This is a genomic window from Streptomyces sp. NBC_00523, assembly GCF_036346615.1.
Lineage (GTDB): Bacteria > Actinomycetota > Actinomycetes > Streptomycetales > Streptomycetaceae > Streptomyces.
Genome location: NZ_CP107836.1, coordinates 3032494 through 3056343, shown reverse-complemented (window position 1 = coordinate 3056343; position 23850 = coordinate 3032494). Strand labels below are relative to the sequence as shown.

Below are 23850 nucleotides of genomic sequence, written 5' to 3'. Positions count from 1 at the left end.
TGGAGCGGAATTGGCTTCCACGGTAGAGCTCCATGCGGCAGCGTGTGAGGTGTTCGTCACAGCACGCAACCGAAAGGTGGACGGCCCTCATGGACCACGCCCCGTACGACATCGGCCCGGAGATCGACGCATTGCGCGCGGCGCTCAAGGTCAACGGCATCACGCTGCCGTCATTGGGAGTTGACCCGCTGACGCTCGCCTGGACGAGCCGGCAGCCGCTCGTCGCGCTCGGTAACTGCAACACGGAGACGGCCCGTCAGCTGGCCGAGGTGCTTCAGAGGGCGGCCGGGGGATGAACGGCCTGCCGCTGACATGGGAGTTCCTGGCGGTCCCGCAGGCGGTGCCGGAGGTCCGGCAGATACTGCGGGAGCGGTTCGACGGCGAGGACGCAAGCGATCTCGTCCTGTGCGTCAGCGAGTTGCTGGCCAACGTCATCACTCACGTGGGGGAGCGCACGCCGGTGGCCCTACGCGTGAGCGCGACGCCCTCGGGGCGCGTACGGGTCGCAGTGAGCGACCCCGCAGCGGCGGTCTGGCCGGTCCTCCGCGAAACCGACCCGGAGGGCACGTCGGGCCGCGGCCTCCAGCTCCTGGACGCACTCGCCCTCCGCTGGGGCGTGGACCAGTCCCCGCACCGCAAGACGGTCTGGTGCGAGCTGCGGGCCCCGAAGCGGCGGGCAGGCCTTCGGTCTGGCAGGGCGGGGGCAGCAGCGTCATATGGATTTCTGTATAATCAGTGAGGCGCGGATGTTGGGTCAGGGTGACCGGTGGGTGGCCGAGGTCGAGCCGGAGGTCCGGCAGTGGCTGGAGCTCCTGAAGGACACGCATTACGACAAGGCTGAACGCGCTGTCGACATGCTCGTGGACCGGCCGACCACGTTGGGGGAGCCGTACACCCGCCACCTCGGCGGCAAGGTGCGGGAGCTGCGCTTCACCATGGACGGCAACGCCGTACGGATCACGTACTGGCTCGCCCCCGGACAGCGCATCGTGCTGCTGACGGTCTTCCGTAAGACCAGACAGCGCGAGAGCGCCGAGGTCGAGCGGGCCCAGCAGGCTCAGAAGGCCTGTGAGGCCGGTCATGGCCCTGCTGAGCACAGTTACGAGCGGACCGGTGAGGAGAGCTGATGAATCACTCCGAGTGGAGGACCCGCAGGACCAGGAAACTCCTGGGGGAGACGGTCGAGGAGTCCTCCGCCTACACCGAAGCCGGATATGCCTTCGCCCTCGGCCAAGCCGTTTACGACCGGCGCAGGGTACTCGGCATGTCTCAGACGGAACTGGCACGTCGTGCCGAGATGACCCAGCCGCAGATCTCCAACATCGAGGGTGGGGATTCGGTGCCGACGCTCCCGTTGCTCACCCGTCTGGCCAAGGCCCTGGACGCGTCCCTGACGATCGACCTCGACCACGACACCTCGGCCTTCACCTTCACGCCGCACGGAAGCGACGAGCCGGAAGCGGGGCGCGGAAGCGAACGGGGATCGGCGGCCTGAGGGACAGCTCCGGCCCCTGCCGGAGCTAGCCGGTCACCGACTACATCCGCTACGAGCACGCCATCACCCCGCTCAACCTCCTGGCCGGGGAGGACGTGCGCTGGCTGCCCCGCCGCAGCGCGAGCGACATCGCGCTGCCCGGTAACGACTTCTGGCTCCTGGACGGCCGACTCGTGCAGTTCCACCACTTCACCGGCGCCGGTGACTGGGCATCGGACGGCAAGGAGCGCACCACGGACCCGGCCGCCGTCGCGCTGTGCCAAGCCGCCTTCGAGACGGTCTGGAAGCGTGCCGTCCCGCACGAGAAGTACACCGTTCAGGCCCCCTGAGCTCCGCCGAGCGGTAAAGGCGTCGCCCTTGGACTCACCGCACCGGGAAGCCGTACGCGTACCCCTGCTCGCGCAGCCACGGCAGGACCTGGCCCAGTGCGGCCAGGGTCTGGGAGCGGTCGCCGCCAGCGTCGTGGAAGAGGACGGTCGGGCCGTTGGCGATCTCGCGCTTCACGGTCGCCACGATGGCGTCCGCGCCGGGGTGTTCGAAGTCCTTGGTGTCGACGTTCCAGCCCAGCGGCCGCATCCCGTGCGAGGCGGCGAGCTTCCGGCTGTACGGGGTGAACGCGCCGCCCGGGGCGCGGTAGTACTGCGGGTGGACGCCGCCCGACGCCTTGGTGATCATCCGCTCGGCGTCCAGGATCTCCTTGGCCTGGTACGCCTCGGACTTCTTGTCCATGGTGACGTCGTGCGAGACGGTGTGATTGCACAGGCGGTGACCGCCCGCCACGACGGCCTTGACCAGGTCGGGGTACGCCTGGGCCTGGGTGCCCACCATGCAGAACGTGGCCTTGACCCCGTTCTCCTTCAGGAGCCGCAGCACCTGGGGCGTCCACGTGGGGTCCGGGCCGTCGTCGATGGTGATGTTGACGCCCTGGGGGCCCTTGTCCGACGCGTGGGCGATGTCCTCCGCGACCTTCGCGGCCACGGGCCGGTCATGGTGCGACGTGACGGCCACCGGCCGCTGTCCCTCGGTGGTGCCGGCCTGCGCGGTCCACATCGAGGTGGCCGCGGCCAGTGCCGTGACCCCGAGAGCCGCCGCGATGAGGCGGCTGTGCCACGTCCGCTCCCTGTGCTTAGCCATGTCCGCCCCGCCCCTTCGAACCACCACTGCCGACGACCCCGTGCCGGCCGTCCCCCCCACCAGGACAGGTGAAGGGGGCCCGGAGGCTGCCTCTGTTACGGATCGCGGACAAATCCGCGGGGGAGCGGAGACGAGCGGGGCCCCGCGGTGCCTAGAAGCTGTCGTACGCAGGCCGTCCCGCGGGCCGGTAGACGGCCAGGACCGTGCCGCCCTTCGTGCCCGTGACCGTGACCGGCTCCAGGGCGGTGGGGATCGCGCCGTCGGCGAAGAGGCGTTTGCCGGTGCCGAGGATGACCGGGTGGATGGTGAGGCGGTACTCGTCCACCAGGTCCTCGCGCATCAGGGTCTGGGCGAGGTCGCCGCTGCCGACGACGTTGATGTTGCGGCCCTCGGTCTCCTTCAGGCGGCGTACGGCGTCGGCGGTGTCGCCGGTCAGGAGGGTGGAGTTCTGCCAGTCCACGGACGTCAGGGTGCGGGATGCCACGTACTTGTGCATGGAGTTCATACGTTCCGTGAACGGGTTGTCCGGGTCGGCGGTCGGCCAGTACCCGGCGAAGATGTCGTACGTCTTGCGGCCGAGCAGCATCGCGTCCGTGTCCGCGTACCAGTCGGCGATCGCCTCACCGACGCCCTCGTCGTACGTGGGCTTCTGCCAGCCGCCGTGCGTGAAGCCGCTCTCGGGGTCCTCCTCGGGGCCGCCGGGGGCCTGCATGACGCCGTCGAGGGTCAGGAACGTGGTGACGATGACCTTGCGCATGGTGGGTTCCTCTCGTTGCGGGGTGCGGGCGGCCTCAGCGGACGACGTCGAAGACGTTTTTCTGGATGCCGTTGGGGAACGCCTCGTGCTCCACGAGCTTCAGGTGCTGGGTGTCCTTGTCGGCCGCGCTGAACAGGCGCTTCCCGGCGCCGAGGAGCAGCGGGAAGACGAGGAGGTGGTAGCGGTCGATCAGACCGGCGTCGGAGAGCGCGTGGTTGAGGGTGGCGCTCCCGTGGACGATGACCGGCCCGCCGTCGGTCGCCTTGAGCGCGGCGACGTCGTCCAGGGAGCGGAGGATGTGGGTCTCGCCCCAGGTGTCCACGAGGCCGTCCTCGGTGAGCGTCGTGGAGACGACGTACTTGGGCATCGCCTTGTACCCGGCGAACTCCTCCATGCCCGGCCACACGGGGCTGAACGCCTCGTAGCTGAGCCGCCCCATCATGAGCGCCCCGGCCTCCTCCTGCTCCCGGCCCTTGATCGCGTACGCCTCGGGCAGGAAGTCGATGCCCTTGAAGGTCCAGCCGGAGTTCCGGTAACCGGGCTCGCCGCCCGGGGCCTCGACCACACCGTCGAGGGAGACGAAGGCGGTGCTGATGAGTGTGCGCATGATGTCCTCGGGGTACGGGAGGCGGGCTTTACACGGGTTCAGACTGCGCGCGCCCGGGAAAGTCATCGGTCCGGCGTTCCGGCAGGGTCCCTCTGATGGCAGAGTCGGTGCGCATGATCGATGACGCGGTGAAACAACGTCTCCACGACAACCTGCGGAACGCCCGTGAGGCCGTCCTGTGGAAGCTCGACGGGCTCGGCGAGTACGACATCCGGCGGCCGCTGACCTGGACCGGGACCAATCTGCTGGGGCTCGTCAAGCACCTGTCGTTCTGGGAGGCCCGGTACTTCGGCGAGGTCTTCGGGCGGCCGTTCCCCGAGCCCCTTCCCCGCTGGCAGGACAACGAACCGGGCGGCCCGGAGATGTGGGCATCCGAGGAGGAGTCCCGGGAGGAGATCACCGGGCGCTACCGACGGGCGTGGGCGCACACCGACGCGACCATTGCCGCGCTCCCGCTCGACGCGCCCGGGCGGGTCGAGTGGTGGGGGCGGCCCGAGGTGCGGCTGTCCGACATCATGATCCACATGCACGGCGAGACCGCCCGCCACGCGGGCCACGCCGACATCCTCCGCGAACAGCTCGACCACGCGACGGGCCGGGTGGCCGCGATCGTCGAAAAGCCCCAGGACGACGCGTTCTGGGAGGCCCACCGCGCGAAGGTCGAACGCGCGGCGAAGGCGGCCGCCGAAGGCGCGTAACGCTCAGCCCTCCCGCTTGCGCAGCGCCCGAACCTCGCGGTCCGCCGCCCACGCGTCCGCCACCGGGCCCAGGTGGCCGAGCTTGTCCGGGTTGATGACGGAGCGGACCGTCTGGATCTGCCCGTCCCGCACGTCCAGGGACAGGATGTGGAGCACGCCCCCGTCGCGCACCCGGAACAGCGCCCCCGGGCGGCCGTTGACCTCGCGCGGTTCGCAGGTGATGCCCGCCTCGGCCATGAGCGGGTAGACCGTGGCCAGCAGCCGGGCCGCGTTGTCCGCGCCGACGACCGTCCGGGCCAGCTGCGGGGCCTTGCCGCCGCCGTCGCCGACGAGCTGGACGTCGGCGGAGAGCAGGCTCCGCAGCCCGTCCACATCGCCCCGGGACAGCGCGTCGAAGAACCGGCCCGCCAGCTCCCGCTGCTCCGCGCGGTCCGCCTCGAACCGGGGCCGCCCCTCGTGCATGTGGCGCCGGGCCCGTACGAGCAGCTGACGGCAGGCCGCCTCGGAGCGGCCCACCGCCGCCGCGATGTCCCCGAAGCCGAAGGCGAAGACCTCCCGCAGCACGAACACCGACCGCTCCAGCGGACTCAGCCGTTCCAGGAGGAGCAGCGACGCCATCGACACCGAGTCCGCCAGCTCGGCGGCGCGCGCCGGGTCCGCGTACGGGTCGTCCAGCAGCGGCTCCGGCAGCCACGGGCCGACGTACTCCTCCCGCCGCACCCGGGCCGACCGCAGCACGTCGATCGCGATCCGGGTGACCGTGGTGGAGAGGAACGCCTTCACCGAATCCGGCCGGGTGGCCGAGGCGTCGTAGCGGAGCCAGGTCTCCTGGACGGCGTCCTCCGCTTCCGCGACGCTGCCCAGGATGCGGTACGCGATCGAGAACAGCAGCGCCCGCAGCTCCTCGAATTCCTCGGCCTTGCCCATGCCGGTTCCTCTCCCTCGCCGCTTCCGCTCAGTGGAACTGTCCGGGCTTGTAGTCGCCCGCAGGCTGCTGCGTGATGATGTTCAGCCGGTTCACCGCGTTCATGAACGACACCAGCATGACGAGCGCGGTCAGCTGCTCCTCGTCGTAGAGCGCGGCGGCCGTCGCCCAGGTGGCGTCGTCCACCCCCGTACCCGCGCCGGCGGTACGCGTGCCCTGCTCGGCCAGCGCGAGGGCCGCGCGCTCCGCGTCGGTGAACACGGTGGCCTCCCGCCAGGCCGCGACGAGATGCAGCCGCACCGCGCTCTCCCCGGCCTCGGCGGCCTCCTTCGTGTGCATGTCGATGCAGGCCGCGCAGCCGTTGATCTGGCTGACGCGCAGGGCGACGAGCTCCTGCGTCGCGGCGGGCAGCGGCAGTCCCTTCATCTCCCGGCCGAACGCCATGAAGTGCTTCAGCGCCTTGCCGGCGGCCGGGTTGGCGAAGTAGTTGAGACGTGCGTTCACGGTGTGCTCCTCGGGTCCCAGCGGGTGCGTACATACCCGGGACGAGACGGCGGGCGTGGTTGTGACATGGGTGTGCGGTGTCATGGCGTCCGTACGCGTACGGCCTCGGCGGCCCAGTCGAGCGCGGGCGCCGGACTCTCGGGCGCGGGCCACCCGTTGATCACGGCGAGCAGCTGTACGTAACGGTCGCGGCGCGGATCGTTGAGGCGCCGGAGCCGGGGGAGGAGCGCGTCGGGCTGGGCGTGCTCGGCCGTGATCGCCGCGACGACGGGGTCCGCGTCGGGCGAGGCGGGGTCGAGCCCGGCGGCCAGGGCGGGGGCGACGAGCTCGCGGACGGCGGCGGCGAAGCCGCGCCGGGGGACGCCGCCTCGGGGCTGCTCGGCGGCGACCTCCCGGAGGGTCCGCCGCAGCCCGGCGCGGAATCCGGGGTCCTGGGCGAGCGCGGCCCACTCCGCCCAGGCGCGGGTCTGCTCGGCGTCGGGATCGCCGGGCAGCTCCGGTGTCAGCGTCCGGGCGACCCCGTCGAGCGCGAGGCCGTCGAAGACCGCGTGGAGGAAGTCGGCGACGAGGCGGCGGCGTTCGTCGTCGGTGAGGCGGGCGAGCTGATGCATGAGATCGGTCTCCTCAGGGGTGAGCCGGCGCTCGGCCACGGCGGCCAGCAGCGCCTGCCGCAGGCGCAGCACGCGGATCTGCGCCTCCAGCGCCTCCGCGTGCGCCGCCGCGACATCGGGCAACGACAGCTCCTGGTCGGCCACCTTGCGGATCGTGTCCAGGCCGAGCCCGAGCTCCCGCAGGGTCCGTACGAGGCCGAGACGCGCCACGGCGTCGGCGCCGTAGCGGCGGTAACCGGCCGGGGTACGGGCGGCCGGCGCCACGATCCCGCGATCGGAGTAGTACCGGATCGTCTTCACACTGAGCCCGGCCCGCCGGGCCAGCTCCCCGATCGAGAGGAGCGCGTTGCCGTCCATGGGGCCAGCTTGGGGTCTCCCGCCGGGGGAGACGCAAGCCGGGCTCGTACGCTTGCCCACACAAGGGAGGGGCGATGGGCATGCATACGCCTGCGGACTGGCTGGAGCGGGCGCGCGCCGGGACCGACGGCGCCGCCCTGCACCGCCTGGCGCGCTCCCCGTACGTCTTCGTCCGGCAGGCGCTCGCCGCCAACCCGGCCACGGAGCCCGGCACCTTGCTGGAGCTGGCCGGGACCCGGGACAGCCCCTGGAACGACAACCGGCTGCTGCTCCTGCTGGCGGCGCACCCCCACGCCGACCGGGCCGTCCTGCGGGCCGTCCTCGACGTCGTCGCGGCCCGGCTCGGCGAGGGCGGACGGCCCTACGCGGCGGTGCTCGCGCTGGCGGACCGTGCGGAGCTCGCGGCGGCGGAGGTACGCGAACTCGCCTCGCTGCCGGGGGCGTCGGCACGCCTTCGCAGCGGACTGGAACGGCGCCTGGCCTTTCGTGCATCTCCTTGAGCAGCGCCGTACACCGCTCGGCCGACCCAAGGAGTACCGCATGAACCGGCACCTTCCCGTTCTCGCCGCCGCCGCGGCCGTTCTCCTTGCCGCCGGGTGCAGCGGGGCTGCCGAGCACGCACCGCAGAAGCGCGCCGGGAGCCCGGCGCCTTCGCGCGCGGCCGGGCTCGAACTCCCCGCGCGGGCGGCCGTACTCGTCCCCGAGACGTCCGGTGCCGGCGATCTCGACCTCGCGCGCTTCACGCCCCAGCAGGGCGTCTACACCGTGTATGCCCGCTGCACCGGCAAGGGCCGGGTCACGATCGTCGACGCCGACCGGCCCGACGCCGACCCGAGCCGCATCGCCTGCGACCAGGTCGTCACCGTGGGCCGGGTCTACAGCGAGGCGGAGGCGCAGGCGCTCCGTATGCGGGTCCAGGGCGGGACGGCCACGTGGACGGTGGCGGTCGTGGCCGGTGCGCATGAGGTGTGAAGGCGCGGGGCCCGGTCGGGGCGGACGCCAACTCGCCTGACAGCATGCGCTCATGACCACCGAGCACATACGGACCCGGGGCGAGGCGATGGTCGCCGCCGCCCTGGACAAGGACGGCAGGACCGCCCGTCGGCACAGTGACTTCTTCGTCTTCGGGCACCACATCGACGAGGGCATCCCCTACTGGGAGCGGGCCGTCGAGGCGGGGGACATCTGGGCGCACTACACGCTCGCCCGGTACCGGAAGATCCGGGGCGACCGGGACGCGGGGGAGGCGCTGTACCGGGCTGTCGCGGAGTTCGACGCGGGGTCCGCGTACGGGCTCGGGGTGCTGCTGCGCGAGGACCGCCGGAACGACGAGGCCGCCGAATGGCTGCGGCACGCGTGGGAGTACGGGCGGCACCTCGAAGCCAAGATCGAGCTGGGGAAGCTCATGGCCGCCGAGGGGCGGCCCGCGGAGGCGTCCGCGTTCCTGATGAGCGACACCGAGCTCGGGGACATCGCGGTCTTCCGCTGGTCGCAGCTCTTCGACTCGTTCGTGGAGGTCTTCGACCGGGCCGCCGCGGCCCTGGACAGCGCCGAGGCCGATGAGGACGGCGAGGCCGCCGTGGCCGCGGTGCGGGAACTCTTTGACCTCGACGAGCACTTCGCGGCCTACCCGGGACTCGCCACCCGCGCCGACGAGCTGTACGCCCGCGGCTCCGCGCTCAGCGCCGAGGCGGGCATGTACCACGCGATGTTCCTCACCGAGACCGGCGGTGACGAGGAGTGGCCCCGGGCCCGCGACCTGCTGCTTCGGGCGCACGAGGCGGGGGTCGCCCAGGCCGCCGCGCTGCTCGGCAACAAGTGCGAGCAGCGCGGCGAGATGGCGGAGGCCGAGCGCGCCCACCTCCTCGCCGTCGAGGCGGGCGAGGAGCCGCCGAAGTGGAACCTCGGCATGCTGTGCCTGCGCCTGGGCCGCTACGACGAGGCCGAGCGCTGGTTCGCCGGGTTCGGCGAGGACGACAAGGACGCCGTGGCGCAGCTCGCCCGGATCGCCGCGCTCCGCGAGGGCGGTCCCCGCGCCTCCGACGAGCCCGACTACCGGCTGCTGCCCGGACTGCGCGAGCGGGCCGGGGCCGGGGACGTACGGGCCGGGTACGAGTACGCCGACCTGCTCAACGACTGGGGCGGGAAGAACGCCCGCCACCTGATCCCCTGGTTGGAGCCCGCCGCCCGCGCCGGGGACCCGGACGCGGCGTACGACCTGGCGCAGCTGTGCGCGAAACTGCGCCGCTTCACGGACCGCGACACGTGGCACCGGGTGGCCGCCGAGAGGGGCGACCAGCACTCCTGTCACCACATGGGCTGGCTCTCCGACTTCCACCACGACTACCAGGAGTCCGAGCGCTGGTACGCCCGCGCGGCCGCCCTCGGCTCCCGCCTGGACTCCATGCTCGCGGGCAAGCTGATGGTCCAGCGCGAGGCGTACGAGGAGGCCGAACCGTACCTCCGCAGGGCCTGGGAGGAGGGCGACGACAACGACGAGTTCCGCGCGGAGACGGCCGGCTACTACGGCACCGCGCTGCGCCACCTGGGCCGCCTCGACGAGGCCATGGGCCTGCTGGCGACCGCCGCCGAGGGCTGGCACGACGTGCGCCGCATCTACGGCACGGACGACCTGGACGTCCTGTCCCGGATGATCGACCCGGCGAAGGAACTGGAGGCGCTGGACGAGGCGTTGGACGCGGAGCTGGACGCGGAGCTGCAGGACGACGAGGAGTGAGCCGCCCGCCTACCTCGGCGGCAGCGGCGGCCTCCTCCGGTCCGGGGCGGTGTCGTACGTCGGCGGGGTCGCCGGGGGGTGGGCGGCGAGGAGGTCCAGGGCGGTGCGGACCGCGTCGTCCAGGACCGCGTAGCGCCCCTCCGCCCAGTCCAGCGGGGTGCGCAGCGCCTCCAGGTCCGGTTCGACGCCGTGGTTCTCGACGGACCAGCCGTACGTGTCGAACCAGGCGGCGTTCATCGGCACCGTGATCACCGTGCCGTCGCCCAGGCGGTGGCGGCCGGTCATGCCGACGACGCCGCCCCACGTGCGCTGGCCGACGACCGGGCCCAGCTTCAGCAGCCGGAACGCGGCCGTGATCATGTCGCCGTCGGAGGAGGTCGCCTCGTCGGCCAGGGCGACGACGGGGCCCCGGGGGGCGTTGGAGGCGTACGACACCGGCTGGGCGTTGCGGGTGAGGTCCCAGCCCAGGATCGTGCGGGTGAGCTTCTCCACCACCAGCTCGCTGATGTGGCCGCCGGCGTTGCCGCGTACGTCCACGATCAGCGCGGGGCGGGACACCTCCATGCGCAGGTCCCGGTTGAACTGCGCCCAGCCGGAACCGCCCATGTCGGGGATGTGGAGGTACCCGCACCGCCCCCCGCTCAGCTCCCGGACCACCTCGCGGCGCTTGGCGACCCAGTCCTGATAGCGCAGGGGGCGCTCGTCGACGAGGGGCACGATCGCGATGCGGCGCGGCCGCCCCCCGCCCTCCGCCGGGCGGAAGGTCAGCTCGACCGTCGTGCCGCCCGCCGCCGCCAGCAGCGGATACGGCCCGGCGACCGGGTCCACCGGCCGCCCGTCCACATGGGTCAGCACCGCCCCCTCGCGGATGCCCGTACCGGCCAGCGGGGAACGCGCCTTGGAGTCCGACGAGTCGCCGGGCAGGATGCGCAGCAGGGTCCAGTGCCCGTCCCGGCACGCGAAGTTGGCGCCGAGCAGGCCGATCGCGCGCTGGTAGTGCGGCGGGCCCTCGTTGCGGCGCGCGGGCGACACGTACGCGTGCGAGGTGCCCAGCTCGCCCAGCACCTCGCGCAGCAGGTCCGCGAACTCGTCGGGTGTGGCGACGCGTTCGACCAGGGGGCGGTACTGGTCCAGGACCGCCGGCCAGTCGATGCCGCACATGTCCGGCTCCCAGAAGTACGAGCGGATGATGCGGCCCGCCTCGCCGTACGCCCCGCGCCACTCCGCCGCCGGGTCCACCTCGTGCAGGATGCGGCGCAGGTCCAGATAGACGGTCGAGTCGTTGTCGCCGGGCTCCGTCGCGGGGACCGCGCGCAGCTCGCCGTCGTCCATCACGACGAGCCGTGAGGCGTCGCCGCTGACCTCGAACCAGTCGAGGTGGCCCACGAGTTCGGTCTTCTTCGCCTTGGCGATGCTGAAGTGCTCCAGGGTCGGCCGCCCCGACATGTCCGCCGGGTTGGCGAAGGTCTCGCCGAGCGCCCCGGAGATCGGCCAGCGCAGCCACACCAGACCGCCGCCGCTGACCGGCGCCAGCGCGGAGTACTTCGAGGCGGAGACCGGGAACGGGGTGACCCGGCTCTCCAGGCCCTCGAACTCGACCGTGACCGTGGACCCCTCCGTCATCCCCGCCTCGGCCGAGTCGACCGGGTCCAGGCCGCCCGCCGCGGGCCGCCCGTCGGGCAGCAGGGCGAAGGGGGACGGGGTCGCCGAGGAGAGCGGCACCAGGTAGGGGCGGCAGCCGAGCGGGAAGGACAGGTCGCCGGTGTGGACGTCGTACACCGGGTCGAAGCCGCGCCAGGACAGGAACGCCAGATAGCGGCCGTCGCCGGTGAACACCGGGTTCTCGTCCTCGAAGCGGCCGTTGGTGACGTCCACGATCGCCGGTTCGCCCGGACCGCCGATCCGGGCCAGCTTGATCTTGCGCAGGGAGCGGCCGATGCCCGGGTGCGACCAGGTCAGCCAGGCGCCGTCCGGGGAGAACGCCAGGTCGCGCACGGGCCCGTTGACGGACCGGATCAGCTCGACCGGCTCTCCGGTGGCCGTCTCCTCGTCGGTGTCCAGGAGCAGCAGGCGGCCGTCGTGCGAGGCGATGGCGAGGCGTTCGCCGTCCGGGTCGGAGACCAGCTCCTGGACCCGGCCGATCAGGCCCGAGGCGAGGCGGCGGACCGGGCGGTCGCCGCTGGCGCGCGGCAGCGGGGCGATCTCGACCGCGTCCTCGCCCTCCGCGTCGGTGACGTACGCGACCTCGCCCCCGCTGCCCAGCATCTCCGGCAGCCGCACCCGTACCCCCGGCGTGTCCGAGATGGTGCGTGCGGGCCCGTCGCGGTGCGTGAGCCAGTACAGGCTGCCGCGTACCGACACGGCGCTCGCCCGGCCCGTCTCGTCCACGGACACCGCGTCCACATGGCTGGAGGCGGGGACCTGGTACGTACGCCGTCCGGCGCGCGGGCCGCCGAGCCGGACCTCCAGCTTCCGGGGCACGGCGCCCGGGGTCTCCAGGTCGTCCACCAGCCACAGCTCGCCCGCGCACTGGTAGACCACGCGGCGCCCGTCGCTCGCCGCGTGCCGGGCGTAGAACGCGTCGTGGTCGGTGTGGCGGCGCAGGTCCGTGCCGTCGGGGCGGCAGGAGTAGAGGTTGCCGACGCCCTCGTGGTCGGAGAGGAACGCGATCCGGCCGCCGACGAACATCGGGGTGTCGAGGTGCCCGCCGATGTCCGGGAGCAGCCGCTCGCCGTGCAGCCACAGGCGGCCCATGGCCCCGCCCCGGTAGCGCTTCCAGGCCGCCGGTTCGTGCGGCGGGGTGCCGGTGAGCAGCAGGGTGCGGCGCTCGCCGTCGGTGTCGGCGACCGCGATGTCCGAGACCGGGCCCCAGGGCAGCTTGCCGCCGGGGCTGCCGTCGGTGGGGACGCTGTAGGCCCAGGAGAAGTAGGAGAACGGCTGGTTGTGCGAGGAGACGGCGAGGATCTGCGCCGCGTCGCCCGGGTCGGGCGTCCAGCCGCAGACCCGGGTGTCGGTGGAGCCCCAGTAGGTGAGCCGGCGGGACGGTCCGCCGTCGACCGGGGCGAGGTGGATCTCCGGGTCGAGGCTGCGCCAGGACGTGTACGCGATCCGGGTCCCGTCGGGCGAGAACCGGGGGTGGCCGACTCTGGTGCGGTCGACGGTGACCCGCCAGGCCCGGCCGGGGCGCTCCCCCTCGGCGGCGAGCGGGGCGACCCACAGGTCGTCCTCCGCCGCGAAGCAGAGCAGATCCTCGTGGAGGTGCGGGAACCGGAGATACGAGACGTCGTCACTCACCCCCCAATGCTTTCCGCGCGAAGGGGGCCCGGCAACTCAGAGAGGCCCGCTTTTTGTGGTGCGAGCCACAAACGAAACCGTTTCGTTTCGCTCGGCGGGCGAGGTACCGTTCTGCTGTACGAAACGGTTTCGTTCGATACGGATTCGTTCGATGACTGATCGGACAGGAGGTCGAACCATGGCACGCACACGGCTCACGCCCGAGCGTGAGAGCGAGCTGTACGCCGCCGTGCTCGACCTGCTCCGCGAAGTCGGCTACGACGCCCTCACGATGGACGGCGTCGCCGCCCGTACGCATTCCAGCAAGGCCACCCTCTACCGCCAGTGGGGGAGCAAGCCGGCGCTGGTCGTCACGGCCCTGCGCCACAACAAACCCGGCACCCTCGGCGATGTCGACACCGGCTCGCTGCGCGGTGACTTCCACGCCGTACTCAGCCGCAGTGACGACTGTCAGATGGAGAAGGACGCCGCGCTGATGCGGGGTCTGAGCCATGCCGTCCACAACAACCCCGACCTCCTCCAGGCCCTGCGCGAACTGCTGGTCGAACCGGAGATGACCGGTCTCGACACGCTGCTGCGCCGGGCCGTGGACCGGGGAGAGGTGAGCCCGGACAACCCGGCGCTCAGATACGTACCGCACATGCTGATCGGCGCCTTCGCCACTCGGCAGCTGGTCGAGGACCGCCCGGTCGACCAGGCATTCCTTCTCGATTACGTCGACTCCGTGATCCTCCCCGCTCTCGGAGCCTGACCTTCTCGGTCCCCGCGCCTTTCCCGTACGGCCCCCTCCCCAAGCCCCACCTGACACGCCGCTCTCGTCGTCGGGCTGGTTCCTCACGCCCTTTTCCACTCCACGACCTGACCGGGAGTACGCCCCCGTGGCCACATTCCTCTACAAGCTCGGACGGCTCGCCTTCCGGCGCCGCCGCTATGTCGCCCTGATCTGGGTGGCACTGCTGGCACTCGCCGGGTTCGGCGCGTCCTCCGCAGCCACCGCCACCTCCAGCTCCTTCTCCATCCCCGGTACGGAGGCCCAGAAGGCCTTCGACCTGCTGGAACAGCGCTTCCCGGCCGCCAGTGCGGACGGCGCCACCGCGCGCATCGTCTTCAAGGCCCCCGAGCACGAGAAGATGACGGACGCGGCCAACAAGGCCGAGGTCAACAAGATCACCCGGGAGCTGAGGGAAGGCTCCGACCAGATCGCCTCCGTCACCGACCCGTACACCGGCAAGGCCGTCTCCAAGAACGGCTCCACCGCGTACATCTCGGTGTCGTACAAGGTCAACTCGATGGAGCTGACCGACGCGACCCGGGACGCGCTGGAGGACGCCGGAACCCACGCCCAGAAGAGCGGGATGACCGTCGAGATCGGCGGTGACGCGCTCCAGGTGATGCCGGAGACCGGCGCCACCGAGGTCATCGGCATCGCGCTGGCCGCCGTGGTCCTCGTCATCACCTTCGGCTCGCTCATCGCGGCCGGGCTGCCGCTGCTCACCGCCCTGATCGGGGTCGGCATCGGCGTCTCCACGATCACCGCCCTGGCCAACGTGCTCGACCTGGGCTCCACCACCTCCACGCTTGCGATGATGATCGGCCTCGCCGTCGGCATCGACTACGCGCTGTTCATCGTCTCCCGCTACCGCGCCGAGCTGGCCGAGGGCCGGGAACGCGAGGAGGCGGCGGGCCGGGCGGTCGGCACGGCCGGGTCCGCGGTCGTCTTCGCCGGGCTCACCGTGGTCATCGCCCTCGTCGGCCTGGCCGTCGTCAACATCCCGATGCTCTCCAAGATGGGCTTCGCCGCGGCCGGCACGGTCGCCATCGCCGTCCTCATCGCCCTCACCCTCGTCCCGGCCATGCTGGGCTTCGTGGGCAAGCGCATCGTGGGCCGCAAGGCGCGCAAGGCCGCCGACGCGGCGGACAAGCCCGAGGCGAAGCCGAACATGGGCACCCGCTGGGCCCGGTTCGTGCTGCGCAAGCCGGTCTGGGTGCTGCTCGTCGGCGTCCTGGGCCTCGGTGCCATCGCGGTACCGGCCGCCTCGCTGGAGATGGGCCTGCCGGACGACGGCTCGCAGCCCACCAGCACCACCCAGCGCCGCGCCTACGACCTGCTCTCCGACGGCTTCGGCCCCGGCTTCAACGGGCCGCTGCTCGTCGTCGTGGACACCGAGAACAGCGCGGACGGCAAGGCCGCGGCCAAGCAGGTCGGCGACCGGATCGCCGGCATGAAGGGCGTCGTCGCCGTCACCCCGGCCACGTTCAACAAGGCCGGCGACGCGGCGATGATCACCGTCGTCCCTAAGGACCGCCCGAGCTCCGTCGAGACGGAGAACGTGGTCCACGCGATCCGCGACGCGGGCAAGGACATCAAGTCCGACACCGGCGCCGAGGTGCTGGTCACCGGCTCCACCGCGATGAACATCGACTTCTCGCAGAAGATGAACGACGCGCTGCTGCCCTACCTGGCGCTCGTGGTCGGCCTCGCCTTCCTGCTGCTGATGGTGGTCTTCCGGTCGGTGCTCGTACCGCTGAAGGCGGCGCTCGGCTTCCTGCTCTCGGTCGTCGCGGCCCTGGGCGCGGTCGTCGCGGTCTTCCAGTGGGGCTGGCTCGGCTCGCTCTTCGGGGTCGAGCAGACCGGTCCGATCATGTCAATGATGCCGATCTTCATGGTGGGCGTGGTCTTCGGCCTCGCGATGGACTACGAGGTCTTCCTCGTCACGCGGATGCGTGAGGCGTACGTCCACGGCGAGAAGCCCGGCCAGGCCATCGTGACCGGCTTCAAGCACGGGGCGCGGGTCGTCACGGCCGCCGCCGTGATCATGATCGCGGTGTTCTCCGGCTTCATCGGCTCCAGCGAGCAGATGATCAAGATGATCGGCTTCTCGCTCGCCATCGCCGTCTTCTTCGACGCGTTCATCGTGCGCATGGCGATCGTGCCCGCCGTCCTGGCGCTGCTCGGCAAGCGCGCCTGGTGGCTGCCGCGCTGGCTGGACCGCGCGCTGCCCAACGTGGACGTCGAGGGCGAGGGCCTGCGCAAGGACCTGGACGAGCCGGCCGCCGGCGACGGAGGCCCGGAGTCCGGCGGGGAGCGCGAGCTGATCCGCGTGTGAGCCGCGCGGTCTGATCTCCGGGGCCGCGTCCGAGCGGTGCGCGGCCCCGGAAGCCCGGGTTACCTGTGGGGACGGGGGGCCGGGGCGGCGAGAGCCCCCGTGCACGGTGTGCACGGGGGCTCTCTGCGTCGTCCGCTCAGGTGCGCGCGGCGGCGTGGGGGGCCTCGGCCTCCTTGTGCGTACGCCGCAGGAAGCGGACCATCGGGGCGCAGTCGAACTGGACGACGTCGACACCGGCCGCGTCGTGCCGCTCCACGACCACCTGGACCCTGCCGCACGGCCATATCCGCCAGCCGTCCTGCTCGACCGGGTAGCGCAGCCCGCGCTCCAGGAGCTCGCGGTCGATGGCCCACTCCGTGCCGCCCGGATAGGCGATGCGGACCTTCGCGGGGGAGTCCGCGCCGTCGAACCGCAGCTCGACCGGGACGACGGGCAGGTCGCGGGCGTCGGTGACGAGCCGGGCGCGGGCATGGTCATGGATCACGGAGGACATGGGCCGACTCTCCATCCTGCTTCTGCAACTTTGTTCTCTAATGTCCCATATTTTACGAAAAGGGCACTAGGGGAATCCTCTGCAGTTGTGGTGGACGCGCTCTTGCGAACGCTTCGCAACAAGGTCCTATCATTGAGAGGTTCACGACCCCGCGCACCCGGCGCAGCAACCCGAGAACGCAGGAAGCGGAGCCTCCCCCATGCATGTACCCGACGGATTCATCAACGCACCCGTCTCCGCCGTCGCGGGCGTCGTCGCCGCCGGTGCCGTGGCCGTCAGCCTCAGGGGGGCCCGGCGCGAACTCGACGAGCGCACCGCACCGCTGGCCGGTCTGGTCGCCGCCTTCATCTTCGCCGTGCAGATGCTCAACTTCCCCGTCGCCGCCGGCACCAGCGGCCATCTGCTCGGCGGGGCGCTCGCGGCGATCCTCGTCGGACCGTATACGGGTGTGCTCTGCATATCCGTCGTCCTGCTGATGCAGGGCATCCTCTTCGCCGACGGCGGCCTCACCGCGCTCGGCGTCAACATCCTCGACATGGGCGTCGTCACCACCGTCGTCGCGTACGCGCTCTTCCGCGGCCTGGTCGGCGTGCTGCCGCGCACCCGCCGCTCGATGACCGCCGCCTCGTTCGTCGCCGCGCTGGTCTCCGTACCGGCCGCCGCCTGTGCCTTCACGCTGATGTACTGGATCGGCGGGACCACCGACATCCCGATCGGCAAGGTCTTCACCGCCATGGTCGGCGTGCACGTCCTCATCGGCATCGGCGAGGCCGTGATCACCGCGCTCACCGTCGGCGCCGTCCTCGCCGTCCGCCCCGACCTGGTCCACGGCGCGAAGGGCCTCACCGCCCCGCTCAAGCTCCGCGTCGACGGCGAACTGGTCGACGCCCCGGCGCCGGTGCGCGAGCCCGCCCCCGCCGCGCACCGCCCGACCCGCGGCCTCTGGGTCACCGGCCTGGTCACCGCCCTCGTGCTCGCCGGGTTCGTCTCCTTCTACGCCTCCGCCAACCCGGACGGCCTGGAGAAGGTCGCCACCGACCAGGGCATCGACAAGGAGGCCAAGGAGCACGCCGCGAAGGACTCCCCGCTCGCCGACTACGGCGTCAAGGACGTCTCCAACGCCCGGCTCTCCGGTGGCCTCGCCGGGATCATCGGCGTCGGCGCCACCCTCGTCGCGGGCAGCGGCGCCTTCTACGTGGTCTCCCGCCGACGCCGTACGCAGGGCGAGGCCGACAGCCGTACCGAGGAGAAGGTCTGACATGGGCGCCGGTCACGCGCACAAGCTCTACCGGCACGGGCACTCACCGGTCCACGACCTGCCGCCGCACTGCAAGCTCGCCGCCGTGTTCTGCTTCGTCGTGGTCGTCGTCTCCACCCCGCGCGAAGCCGTCTGGGCCTTCGGGCTCTACGCGCTGCTCATCGCGGGTGTCACCGCGCTCGCCCGCATCCCGGCCGGCTTCCTGCTGAAGAGGCTGCTGATCGAGGTGCCGTTCGTCGCGTTCGCCCTGCTCATGCCGTTCGTCGTGCCCGGCGAGCAGACCCACGTCCTCGGCCTCTCCGTCAGCGTCCCCGGCCTCTGGGGCGCCTGGAACGTGCTGGCCAAGGGCACCCTCGGGGTCGCCGCCTCCGTGCTCCTCGCCTCCACCACCGAACTGCGCGAGCTGCTGCTCGGCCTCCAGCGCCTCAAGCTGCCGCCGCTGCTCGTCCAGATCGCGTCCTTCATGATCCGCTACGGCGATGTGATCACCGACGAGATGCGCCGCATGTCCATCGCCCGCCGCTCCCGCGGCTTCGAGGCGCGCGGCATCCGGCACTGGGGCGTCCTCGCCAAATCGGCCGGAGCCCTGTTCATCCGCTCCTACGAACGCGGCGAACGCGTCCACCTCGCCATGGTCAGCCGGGGCTACGCGGGCAGCATGCCCGTCATCGACCAGGTGACCGCATCCCGCACCCAGTGGGCGTACGCCTCCGCCCTCCCGGTGCTCGCCCTCGCCGTGTGTCTGGTGGGATGGACCGTATGAGCCCCGACCCCGCCCCCGTACCGCCCTCCCTGGAGGTCAGCGGCCTCGCGTACGCGTATCCCGACGGCCACCAGGCGCTCTTCGGCGTCGACCTGACCGTCGGACGCGGCGAACGCGTCGCGCTGCTCGGCCCGAACGGCGCCGGCAAGACGACCCTCGTCCTCCACCTCAACGGCATCCTGGAGGCGGGCTCCGGGTCGGTGCGCGTCGCCGGGATGCCGGTCGACAAGCGGAACATGGCCGAGATCCGCCGCCGCGTCGGCATCGTCTTCCAGGACCCCGACGACCAGCTCTTCATGCCCACCGTCCGCGAGGACGTCGCCTTCGGACCCGCCGCCGGGGGACTGCGCGGCGCGGAGCTGGAGGAGCGGGTCATGGAGGCGCTGAAACAGGTCGGCATGGAGGAGTACGCGGGCAGGCCGCCGCACCACCTCTCCTTCGGGCAGCGCCGCCGCGTCGCCGTCGCCACCGTCCTCGCCATGCGCCCGGAGATCCTGGTCCTGGACGAGCCCTCCTCCAACCTGGACCCGGCGTCCCGGCGCGAACTCGCCGACATCCTGCGCTCCCTGGACGTCACCGTCCTGATGGTCACGCACGACCTGCCGTACGCGCTGGAGCTCTGCGGCCGCGCGGTGATCCTCAGCGAGGGGGTCATCGCCGCCGACGACCGCACCCAGGACCTCCTCTGCGACGAGCCCCTGATGCGCGCCCACCGCCTGGAACTCCCCTTCGGCTTCGACCCGCGTTCCGTGACGGTGAATTCCGGGTGACCCGCCCCACCTCCCACCTGCGGTGCCGTGCACCATGGGGGGATGAGCGGGAGTGCGGCAGCAGGCGTGGACGTACGGGGCACGGCGGCGCCCGGATTCGAAGCGGTCCGGGACGCGTTCGTCCGTAACTTCGAGCAGCGCGGGGACCGGGGGGCGGCGGTCGCCGTCTACCGGCACGGGCGCAAGGTGGTCGACCTGTGGGCCGGCACCAGAGACGTGGACGGCACCGAACCCTGGGCCGTCGACACCGTCCAGGTCGTCCGCTCGGCCGGCAAGGGCATCGCCGCCGCCGTCCCGCTGCTGCTTCACCAGCGCGGCCAGATCGACCTGCACGCCCCGGTCTCCACGTACTGGCCGGAGTTCAAGGCGAACGGCAAGGAGCGCGTTCTCGTCCGCCACCTCCTCGCCCACCGGGCCGGTGTCCCGGCCCTGGACCGGCCGCTGACCCCACAGGAGGCCGCGGACGGGGTGAGCGGGGCGCAGGCCGTCGCCGCCCAGGCCCCGGCCTGGGAGCCCGGCACCGCGCACGGCTACCACGCGCAGACCTTCAGCTGGCTCATCGGCGAACTCGTGCGCCGCGTCACCGGGCGCACCGTCGGCCGCTGGGTCGCCGAGGAGATCGCCCGCCCGCTCGGCCTCGACTTCTGGTTCGGCATCCCCGAGGACGAGGCCCACCGGGTCGGCCGGATCGGGCCCGTCGAGCCGCCCGCCGCCGAGAACACCGGGGCGCTGCGGATGCGCCCGAAGCGGTCGGTGGTGGACGCCTACCGCGACCCGGAGTCGCTGACCCGGCGGGCGTTCGGCGCGATCGACCCGCTGCCCGACGAGAACGACGCGGCGTACCGGGCTGCCGAACTCCCCGCCTCCAACGGCACCGCGACCGCGCGCGGCCTGGCCCGCTGCTATGCCGCGATGATCGGCCCGGTCGACGGCCAGCGGCTGTTCGCTCCGGCGACGCTGACGCTGGCGCGCACGGAGGAGTCGGCGGGCCCGGACCAGGTCCTGGTCGTCAACACCCGTTTCGGCCTGGGCTACATGCTCCACGGCCCGTCGAGCCCGCTCCTCGCGCCGGGCTCCTTCGGGCACCCGGGCCGGGGCGGCTCGCTGGGCTTCGCGGACCCGGAGAGCGGGATCGCCTTCGGGTACGTGACGAACGGCCTCCAGAAGGGGGTCACGGCGGACCCCCGGGCGCAGGCGTTGGTGCGGGCGGTGCGGTCGGCGCTGTGACTGCTGTGGGCTGCGGAGGAGTGGGAGCCGGCCGCCCCGGGACCGGGTCCTGATCCGCGCGGTACGGTCGGCGCTATGACTCGCTTCGACGGATACGCCGTCCTCATCACCGGTGCGGGCCGGGGCATCGGCGCCGCTACCGCCCACCTGCTGGCCTCGGAGGGCGCCCGCGTCCTCGTCACCGACCTGGACGCCGACCGGGCGGCGGCCGTCGCGGCGGAGATCCGGGCGGCCGGGGGCGCGGCCGAGGCGCTGGTCTGCGACGTGGCGGACCGGGCGGCGGTCGAGGCGGCGGTGGCCTACGCGGTGGAGACCTTCGGCGGTCTCGACGTCCTCGTGAACAACGCCTACTCGTGCAGCCTGGACAGCCTCCTCTTCGAGGACGAGCCGGACGAGACGTGGCATCGCGACCTGGACGTCAGCCTGGGCGGCGCGTACCGGTGCTCGCGGGCCGCGATGCCGCACCTATCCGCGTCCGGGCGGGGCGCGATCGTCTCCATCGGCTCCGTCAACGGCGTACAGGACTTCGGCAACCACGCCTACAGTGCGGCGAAGGCGGGCCTGGCCAGCCTCACCCGCACCCTCGCCGGCCACGCGGGCCCCCGCGGCGTCCGCGCCAACCTCGTCGTCCCCGGCACGATCCGCACGGAGGCCTGGTCGGGCCGCGAGGCGGAACTCGACCGCGTCACCGCGCTGTACCCGCTGGGCCGCGTCGGCGAACCGGAGGACATCGCGAAGGCGGTGGCGTTTCTCGCGTCGTCGGACGCGGAGTGGATCACGGGGACGTCGTTGTGCGTGGACGGCGGTCTTACGGCGGTGAACACGGGCTTCCGGGCGGCGGTTTCGGAGTAGGGGGCCGCCGGCCGGGCAGTGCGCGGTAGGGGGCCGCCGGGTCCCCGTTCGGGCAGTCCGCGCCCGCCCCGGCCTTCTCCGCGAACGCTCGTCCCTCTCCTGTGCAAGTACGGGGTGAGACCGCCGCCCGGCGGTCCGGGACAGGAGACTTCATGGACCCGGACGAGGACCTGCTCGCTCGTTCCGCACGGGAACCCACGGCCTTCGAGCCGCTGGTCGCCCGCCACTCGGCCGCCCTCCACGGCTACCTCGTACGCCGTGCCCCGGCCGCCGCCGATGACCTGCTCTCCGAGGTGTGGCTCCAGGCGTACGCCCACCGCGCGACGTTCGACGCCGCGCGCGGCTCCGCCCGGGGCTGGCTGTTCGGCGTCGCCCGCAACGTGCTGTCCCGCCACCGGCAGACCGCGGCGCGCGCCGCGGCCCGCGAGGAGCAGCGGCCCGAGGCCGTGACAGCCGACCCCTGGCAGGCGGTCGACCAGCGTCTCGACGCCGCGTCGGTCGCCCCGGAGCTGCGCCGCAGACTCGCCGAACTCCCTTCTGCAGAGCGCGAATTGCTGCTGCTCGTGGCCTGGGAGCAGCTGACCCCCGCCGAGGCGGCCGCCGCCGTCGGCATCCCCGCCGGAACCGCCCGTTCCCGCCTGCACCGGGCCCGCGCCCGCCTGCGCGACGGACTGCCCGGCCCCGCCCGTACGACCCTGACGGGAGACTTCGCATGACGCACGAGAACCGCCCCACGAACCTGCTCGACTTCCCCGGCGCCGCCGCCCTGGAGCGCGCCGGCCGCACCGGACCGCTGGACCCGGCGGTCGAGGCCCGCGCCCAGGCACTGATTCTGGAGGCGATCGCGGCGGACGCGTCGGCCGATGTGCCCGCCCCCCGCTTCGGACGCCGCCGGATGTTCGCCCTCGCGGCGGCCGTCGCGGCGGTGGCGGTGGGCGCGGCGGTGCTCCCGGTCACCGACTTCGGGGGCGGCGGCCCGGCGGCGAGCGCGTCGGCGTCGGAGGTATTCACCGCCATGGCCGACATCACCCTCTCCGACGTGGCCAACGGGCAGACGATCACCGGCGCGGTCAACGCGCAGAAGCTGACCGAGGCGTACTGGAAGACGACCATCCGGACCTGGGTCGAGGGCGACAAGGCCCACACCGACGACACCTACCTGGCGCGCGACAAGGTCGTCATCAAGACGCATGACGGCCGCACGGTCACCAAGGAGAACCCGAACGGGACCAGTTGGCCCGTCGGCGCCGGACGGGTGGCCTGGGACGACCTGTACACCCTGCCCACCCGCCCGGACGCCCTGCGCCGTGCCCTCGGGGCCGGTGCGAAGGGCTCCGCCGCCGAGCAGACCGTACGGCAGGCCGGTGACCTGCTGACCGACGCCCCTGTCTCGCCGAAGCTGCGCGCGGCGCTCTACCGCGTGCTCGCGGCCACGCCCGGTGCTGTGGTGAAGGAGGGCGTCAAGGACGGCACGGGCCGCACGGGCACGCAGATCTCCTGGAAGTGGAAGGAGAAGTGGCCCGTCCACAGCGACCACAACCCGAACTGGATCGTGCAACCGTCCACCGGCCGCCTCCTGGAACGCAACATGGAGCCCGGAACCAACCCCGGCCACATCTCGCAGCGCGATACGTACCTGTACGCGGGCCCGTCGAAGACCACGGGCTGAGCGTCGACGCCGACTGAACTGAGAACCTGGTCCTCGCACGCGATCGAGGGGGCACGATGCCTGGTGGTTTTCAGTTCGGTTGGGAGCTCAGCGGATCCGGTTGGGCCACGTGCCGTATCGCGGACGGCACAGCCGAGGAGAAGCACTTCGTCAGCTACTGCACGGACGCACTCTCCGACCTGATCCATGGAGTGGCGGGGCTCTATGGCCCCGCCACCCCTGTCCAGCGAGTCTCATTCGACCTCGAACCCGCCGAGGTGAGGTGGACCCTTCAAGGACAGGCGGCGGATGTGAGGATCGCGATCCACCGGTTTCCCGACATGTGCACGAGCTACGACAGGCCCGACTCGGAGGGCAAGCTCGTGTGGCGGTCCAACCAGCCCCGTGCCCTCCTGAGCCACGCCGTCATGGAAGCGGCACAGGAGGTGCTCCGGATTCATGGTGAGGACGGATACCGGGCGAAGTGGGTCCAGCACCCCTTCCCCGTCGCCGCCCTCCAGGACCTCCGGCGCCTGCACATGAGGCACGATGCGTGCGGACTTCCGCACGACACGGAGTCCTCCGCGCCGGTTCGCTGACGTAACGGCCCGCC

General features: G+C 72.2%; 26 protein-coding genes and 1 pseudogene. 19 read left to right on the top strand and 8 right to left on the bottom strand.

Annotation, left to right across the window (positions count from 1 at the left end; all coding sequences use genetic code 11):
* Nucleotides 1-89: 89 nt before the first annotated feature.
* From OHS17_RS13705 to OHS17_RS13685, 5 genes and pseudogenes are all read left to right on the top strand, one after another.
* Nucleotides 90-296: a hypothetical protein gene (locus OHS17_RS13705; protein WP_330312407.1), complete on the top strand. Its 207-nt coding sequence runs from the start codon at nucleotides 90-92 to the stop codon at nucleotides 294-296.
* Complete coding sequence (locus OHS17_RS13700) at nucleotides 293-739, top strand: ATP-binding protein (protein WP_330312406.1); 447 nt, start codon at nucleotides 293-295, stop codon at nucleotides 737-739. The genes OHS17_RS13705 and OHS17_RS13700 overlap by 4 nt, the downstream gene beginning before the upstream one ends.
* A 7-nt stretch (nucleotides 740-746) precedes the next feature.
* Entirely contained in the window at nucleotides 747-1127 is a 381-nt protein-coding gene (locus tag OHS17_RS13695; RefSeq protein ID WP_330312405.1) for a type II toxin-antitoxin system RelE/ParE family toxin, read from the top strand.
* On the top strand, nucleotides 1127-1495 hold the full coding sequence (locus OHS17_RS13690; protein ID WP_330312404.1) for a helix-turn-helix domain-containing protein: 369 nt from the start codon (nucleotides 1127-1129) through the stop codon (nucleotides 1493-1495). The genes OHS17_RS13695 and OHS17_RS13690 overlap by 1 nt, the downstream gene beginning before the upstream one ends.
* A 29-nt stretch (nucleotides 1496-1524) precedes the next feature.
* Nucleotides 1525-1824 (top strand): annotated as a pseudogene (locus tag OHS17_RS13685) (DUF6879 family protein); the annotation flags it as partial.
* Between the two features lie 34 nt (nucleotides 1825-1858).
* On the opposite strand, the gene OHS17_RS13680 reads toward OHS17_RS13685, so the two are convergent.
* From OHS17_RS13680 to OHS17_RS13670, 3 genes are all read right to left on the bottom strand, one after another.
* Nucleotides 1859-2629 (bottom strand): polysaccharide deacetylase family protein, encoded by a 771-nt coding sequence (locus tag OHS17_RS13680; protein WP_330312403.1) that lies wholly within the window; start codon nucleotides 2627-2629, stop codon nucleotides 1859-1861.
* A gap of 151 nt (nucleotides 2630-2780) precedes the next feature.
* Complete coding sequence (locus OHS17_RS13675) at nucleotides 2781-3386, bottom strand: dihydrofolate reductase family protein (protein WP_330312402.1); 606 nt, start codon at nucleotides 3384-3386, stop codon at nucleotides 2781-2783.
* 34 nt (nucleotides 3387-3420) lie between these two features.
* Nucleotides 3421-3993 (bottom strand): dihydrofolate reductase family protein, encoded by a 573-nt coding sequence (locus OHS17_RS13670; RefSeq protein WP_330312401.1) that lies wholly within the window; start codon nucleotides 3991-3993, stop codon nucleotides 3421-3423.
* A gap of 113 nt (nucleotides 3994-4106) precedes the next feature.
* Here OHS17_RS13670 and OHS17_RS13665 point away from each other — a divergent pair, with 113 nt between their 5' ends.
* Nucleotides 4107-4691: a DinB family protein gene (locus OHS17_RS13665; RefSeq protein ID WP_330315246.1), complete on the top strand. Its 585-nt coding sequence runs from the start codon at nucleotides 4107-4109 to the stop codon at nucleotides 4689-4691.
* A gap of 3 nt (nucleotides 4692-4694) precedes the next feature.
* On the opposite strand, the gene OHS17_RS13660 is transcribed toward OHS17_RS13665, so the two are convergent.
* The 3 genes from OHS17_RS13660 to OHS17_RS13650 all read right to left on the bottom strand — a co-directional run bounded on the left by OHS17_RS13660 (nucleotide 4695) and on the right by OHS17_RS13650 (nucleotide 7088).
* Nucleotides 4695-5618 carry an RNA polymerase sigma-70 factor gene (locus OHS17_RS13660; RefSeq protein WP_330312400.1) on the bottom strand — a complete coding sequence of 308 codons (924 nt, stop codon included), beginning with the start codon at nucleotides 5616-5618 and terminating at the stop codon, nucleotides 4695-4697.
* Nucleotides 5619-5646: 28 nt separating this feature from the next.
* Entirely contained in the window at nucleotides 5647-6120 is a 474-nt protein-coding gene (locus OHS17_RS13655; protein WP_330312399.1) for a carboxymuconolactone decarboxylase family protein, read from the bottom strand.
* 80 nt (nucleotides 6121-6200) lie between these two features.
* Nucleotides 6201-7088: a MerR family transcriptional regulator gene (locus tag OHS17_RS13650; protein WP_330312398.1), complete on the bottom strand. Its 888-nt coding sequence runs from the start codon at nucleotides 7086-7088 to the stop codon at nucleotides 6201-6203.
* A gap of 80 nt (nucleotides 7089-7168) precedes the next feature.
* Between OHS17_RS13650 and OHS17_RS13645 the strand changes: the two genes are divergently transcribed.
* From OHS17_RS13645 to OHS17_RS13635, 3 genes are read left to right on the top strand one after another with little or no spacing between them, the layout of a single operon-like run.
* Nucleotides 7169-7588, top strand: a complete 420-nt coding sequence (locus tag OHS17_RS13645) for a hypothetical protein (protein ID WP_330312397.1) — start codon at nucleotides 7169-7171, stop codon at nucleotides 7586-7588.
* Nucleotides 7589-7628: 40 nt separating this feature from the next.
* Nucleotides 7629-8060, top strand: coding sequence for a hypothetical protein (locus tag OHS17_RS13640; RefSeq protein WP_330312396.1), 432 nt, complete (start codon nucleotides 7629-7631; stop codon nucleotides 8058-8060).
* Between the two features lie 52 nt (nucleotides 8061-8112).
* Nucleotides 8113-9825, top strand: a complete 1713-nt coding sequence (locus tag OHS17_RS13635) for a tetratricopeptide repeat protein (RefSeq protein WP_330312395.1) — start codon at nucleotides 8113-8115, stop codon at nucleotides 9823-9825.
* A gap of 9 nt (nucleotides 9826-9834) precedes the next feature.
* Here the strand turns inward: OHS17_RS13635 and OHS17_RS13630 are convergent, their stop codons facing one another.
* Nucleotides 9835-13119 carry a S41 family peptidase gene (locus OHS17_RS13630; protein WP_330312394.1) on the bottom strand — a complete coding sequence of 1095 codons (3285 nt, stop codon included), beginning with the start codon at nucleotides 13117-13119 and terminating at the stop codon, nucleotides 9835-9837.
* Nucleotides 13120-13297: 178 nt separating this feature from the next.
* Here OHS17_RS13630 and OHS17_RS13625 point away from each other — a divergent pair, with 178 nt between their 5' ends.
* Nucleotides 13298-13870, top strand: a complete 573-nt coding sequence (locus OHS17_RS13625; RefSeq protein WP_330312393.1) for a TetR/AcrR family transcriptional regulator — start codon at nucleotides 13298-13300, stop codon at nucleotides 13868-13870.
* A 127-nt stretch (nucleotides 13871-13997) separates the two neighbouring features.
* Complete coding sequence (locus OHS17_RS13620) at nucleotides 13998-16226, top strand: MMPL family transporter (protein ID WP_330312392.1); 2229 nt, start codon at nucleotides 13998-14000, stop codon at nucleotides 16224-16226.
* A 136-nt stretch (nucleotides 16227-16362) separates the two neighbouring features.
* Here the strand turns inward: OHS17_RS13620 and OHS17_RS13615 are convergent, their stop codons facing one another.
* Nucleotides 16363-16719 carry an SsgA family sporulation/cell division regulator gene (locus tag OHS17_RS13615; RefSeq protein WP_330312391.1) on the bottom strand — a complete coding sequence of 119 codons (357 nt, stop codon included), beginning with the start codon at nucleotides 16717-16719 and terminating at the stop codon, nucleotides 16363-16365.
* 199 nt (nucleotides 16720-16918) lie between these two features.
* Here OHS17_RS13615 and OHS17_RS13610 point away from each other — a divergent pair, with 199 nt between their 5' ends.
* The 8 genes from OHS17_RS13610 to OHS17_RS13575 all read left to right on the top strand — a co-directional run bounded on the left by OHS17_RS13610 (nucleotide 16919) and on the right by OHS17_RS13575 (nucleotide 23836).
* A complete protein-coding gene (locus OHS17_RS13610; RefSeq protein WP_330312390.1) occupies nucleotides 16919-17977 on the top strand; it encodes an energy-coupling factor ABC transporter permease in 1059 nt (352 codons plus the stop codon).
* A gap of 1 nt (nucleotide 17978) precedes the next feature.
* The gene (gene cbiQ, locus OHS17_RS13605) at nucleotides 17979-18740 is read left to right on the top strand and encodes a cobalt ECF transporter T component CbiQ (RefSeq protein WP_330312389.1); all 762 of its coding nucleotides are present in this window, start codon (nucleotides 17979-17981) and stop codon (nucleotides 18738-18740) included.
* Complete coding sequence (locus tag OHS17_RS13600; RefSeq protein ID WP_330312388.1) at nucleotides 18737-19510, top strand: energy-coupling factor ABC transporter ATP-binding protein; 774 nt, start codon at nucleotides 18737-18739, stop codon at nucleotides 19508-19510. The genes cbiQ and OHS17_RS13600 overlap by 4 nt, the downstream gene beginning before the upstream one ends.
* A gap of 66 nt (nucleotides 19511-19576) precedes the next feature.
* Nucleotides 19577-20737, top strand: coding sequence for a serine hydrolase domain-containing protein (locus OHS17_RS13595; protein ID WP_330315245.1), 1161 nt, complete (start codon nucleotides 19577-19579; stop codon nucleotides 20735-20737).
* A 75-nt stretch (nucleotides 20738-20812) separates the two neighbouring features.
* Nucleotides 20813-21589, top strand: a complete 777-nt coding sequence (locus tag OHS17_RS13590) for an SDR family NAD(P)-dependent oxidoreductase (protein WP_330312387.1) — start codon at nucleotides 20813-20815, stop codon at nucleotides 21587-21589.
* A gap of 152 nt (nucleotides 21590-21741) precedes the next feature.
* Entirely contained in the window at nucleotides 21742-22305 is a 564-nt protein-coding gene (locus OHS17_RS13585; RefSeq protein ID WP_330312386.1) for an RNA polymerase sigma factor, read from the top strand.
* Nucleotides 22302-23258 carry a hypothetical protein gene (locus OHS17_RS13580; protein ID WP_330312385.1) on the top strand — a complete coding sequence of 319 codons (957 nt, stop codon included), beginning with the start codon at nucleotides 22302-22304 and terminating at the stop codon, nucleotides 23256-23258. Before OHS17_RS13585 ends, OHS17_RS13580 begins: the two co-directional genes overlap by 4 nt.
* Nucleotides 23259-23548: 290 nt before the next feature.
* Nucleotides 23549-23836 (top strand): hypothetical protein, encoded by a 288-nt coding sequence (locus OHS17_RS13575; RefSeq protein WP_330312384.1) that lies wholly within the window; start codon nucleotides 23549-23551, stop codon nucleotides 23834-23836.
* The last annotated feature ends 14 nt before the right edge of the window (nucleotides 23837-23850 follow it).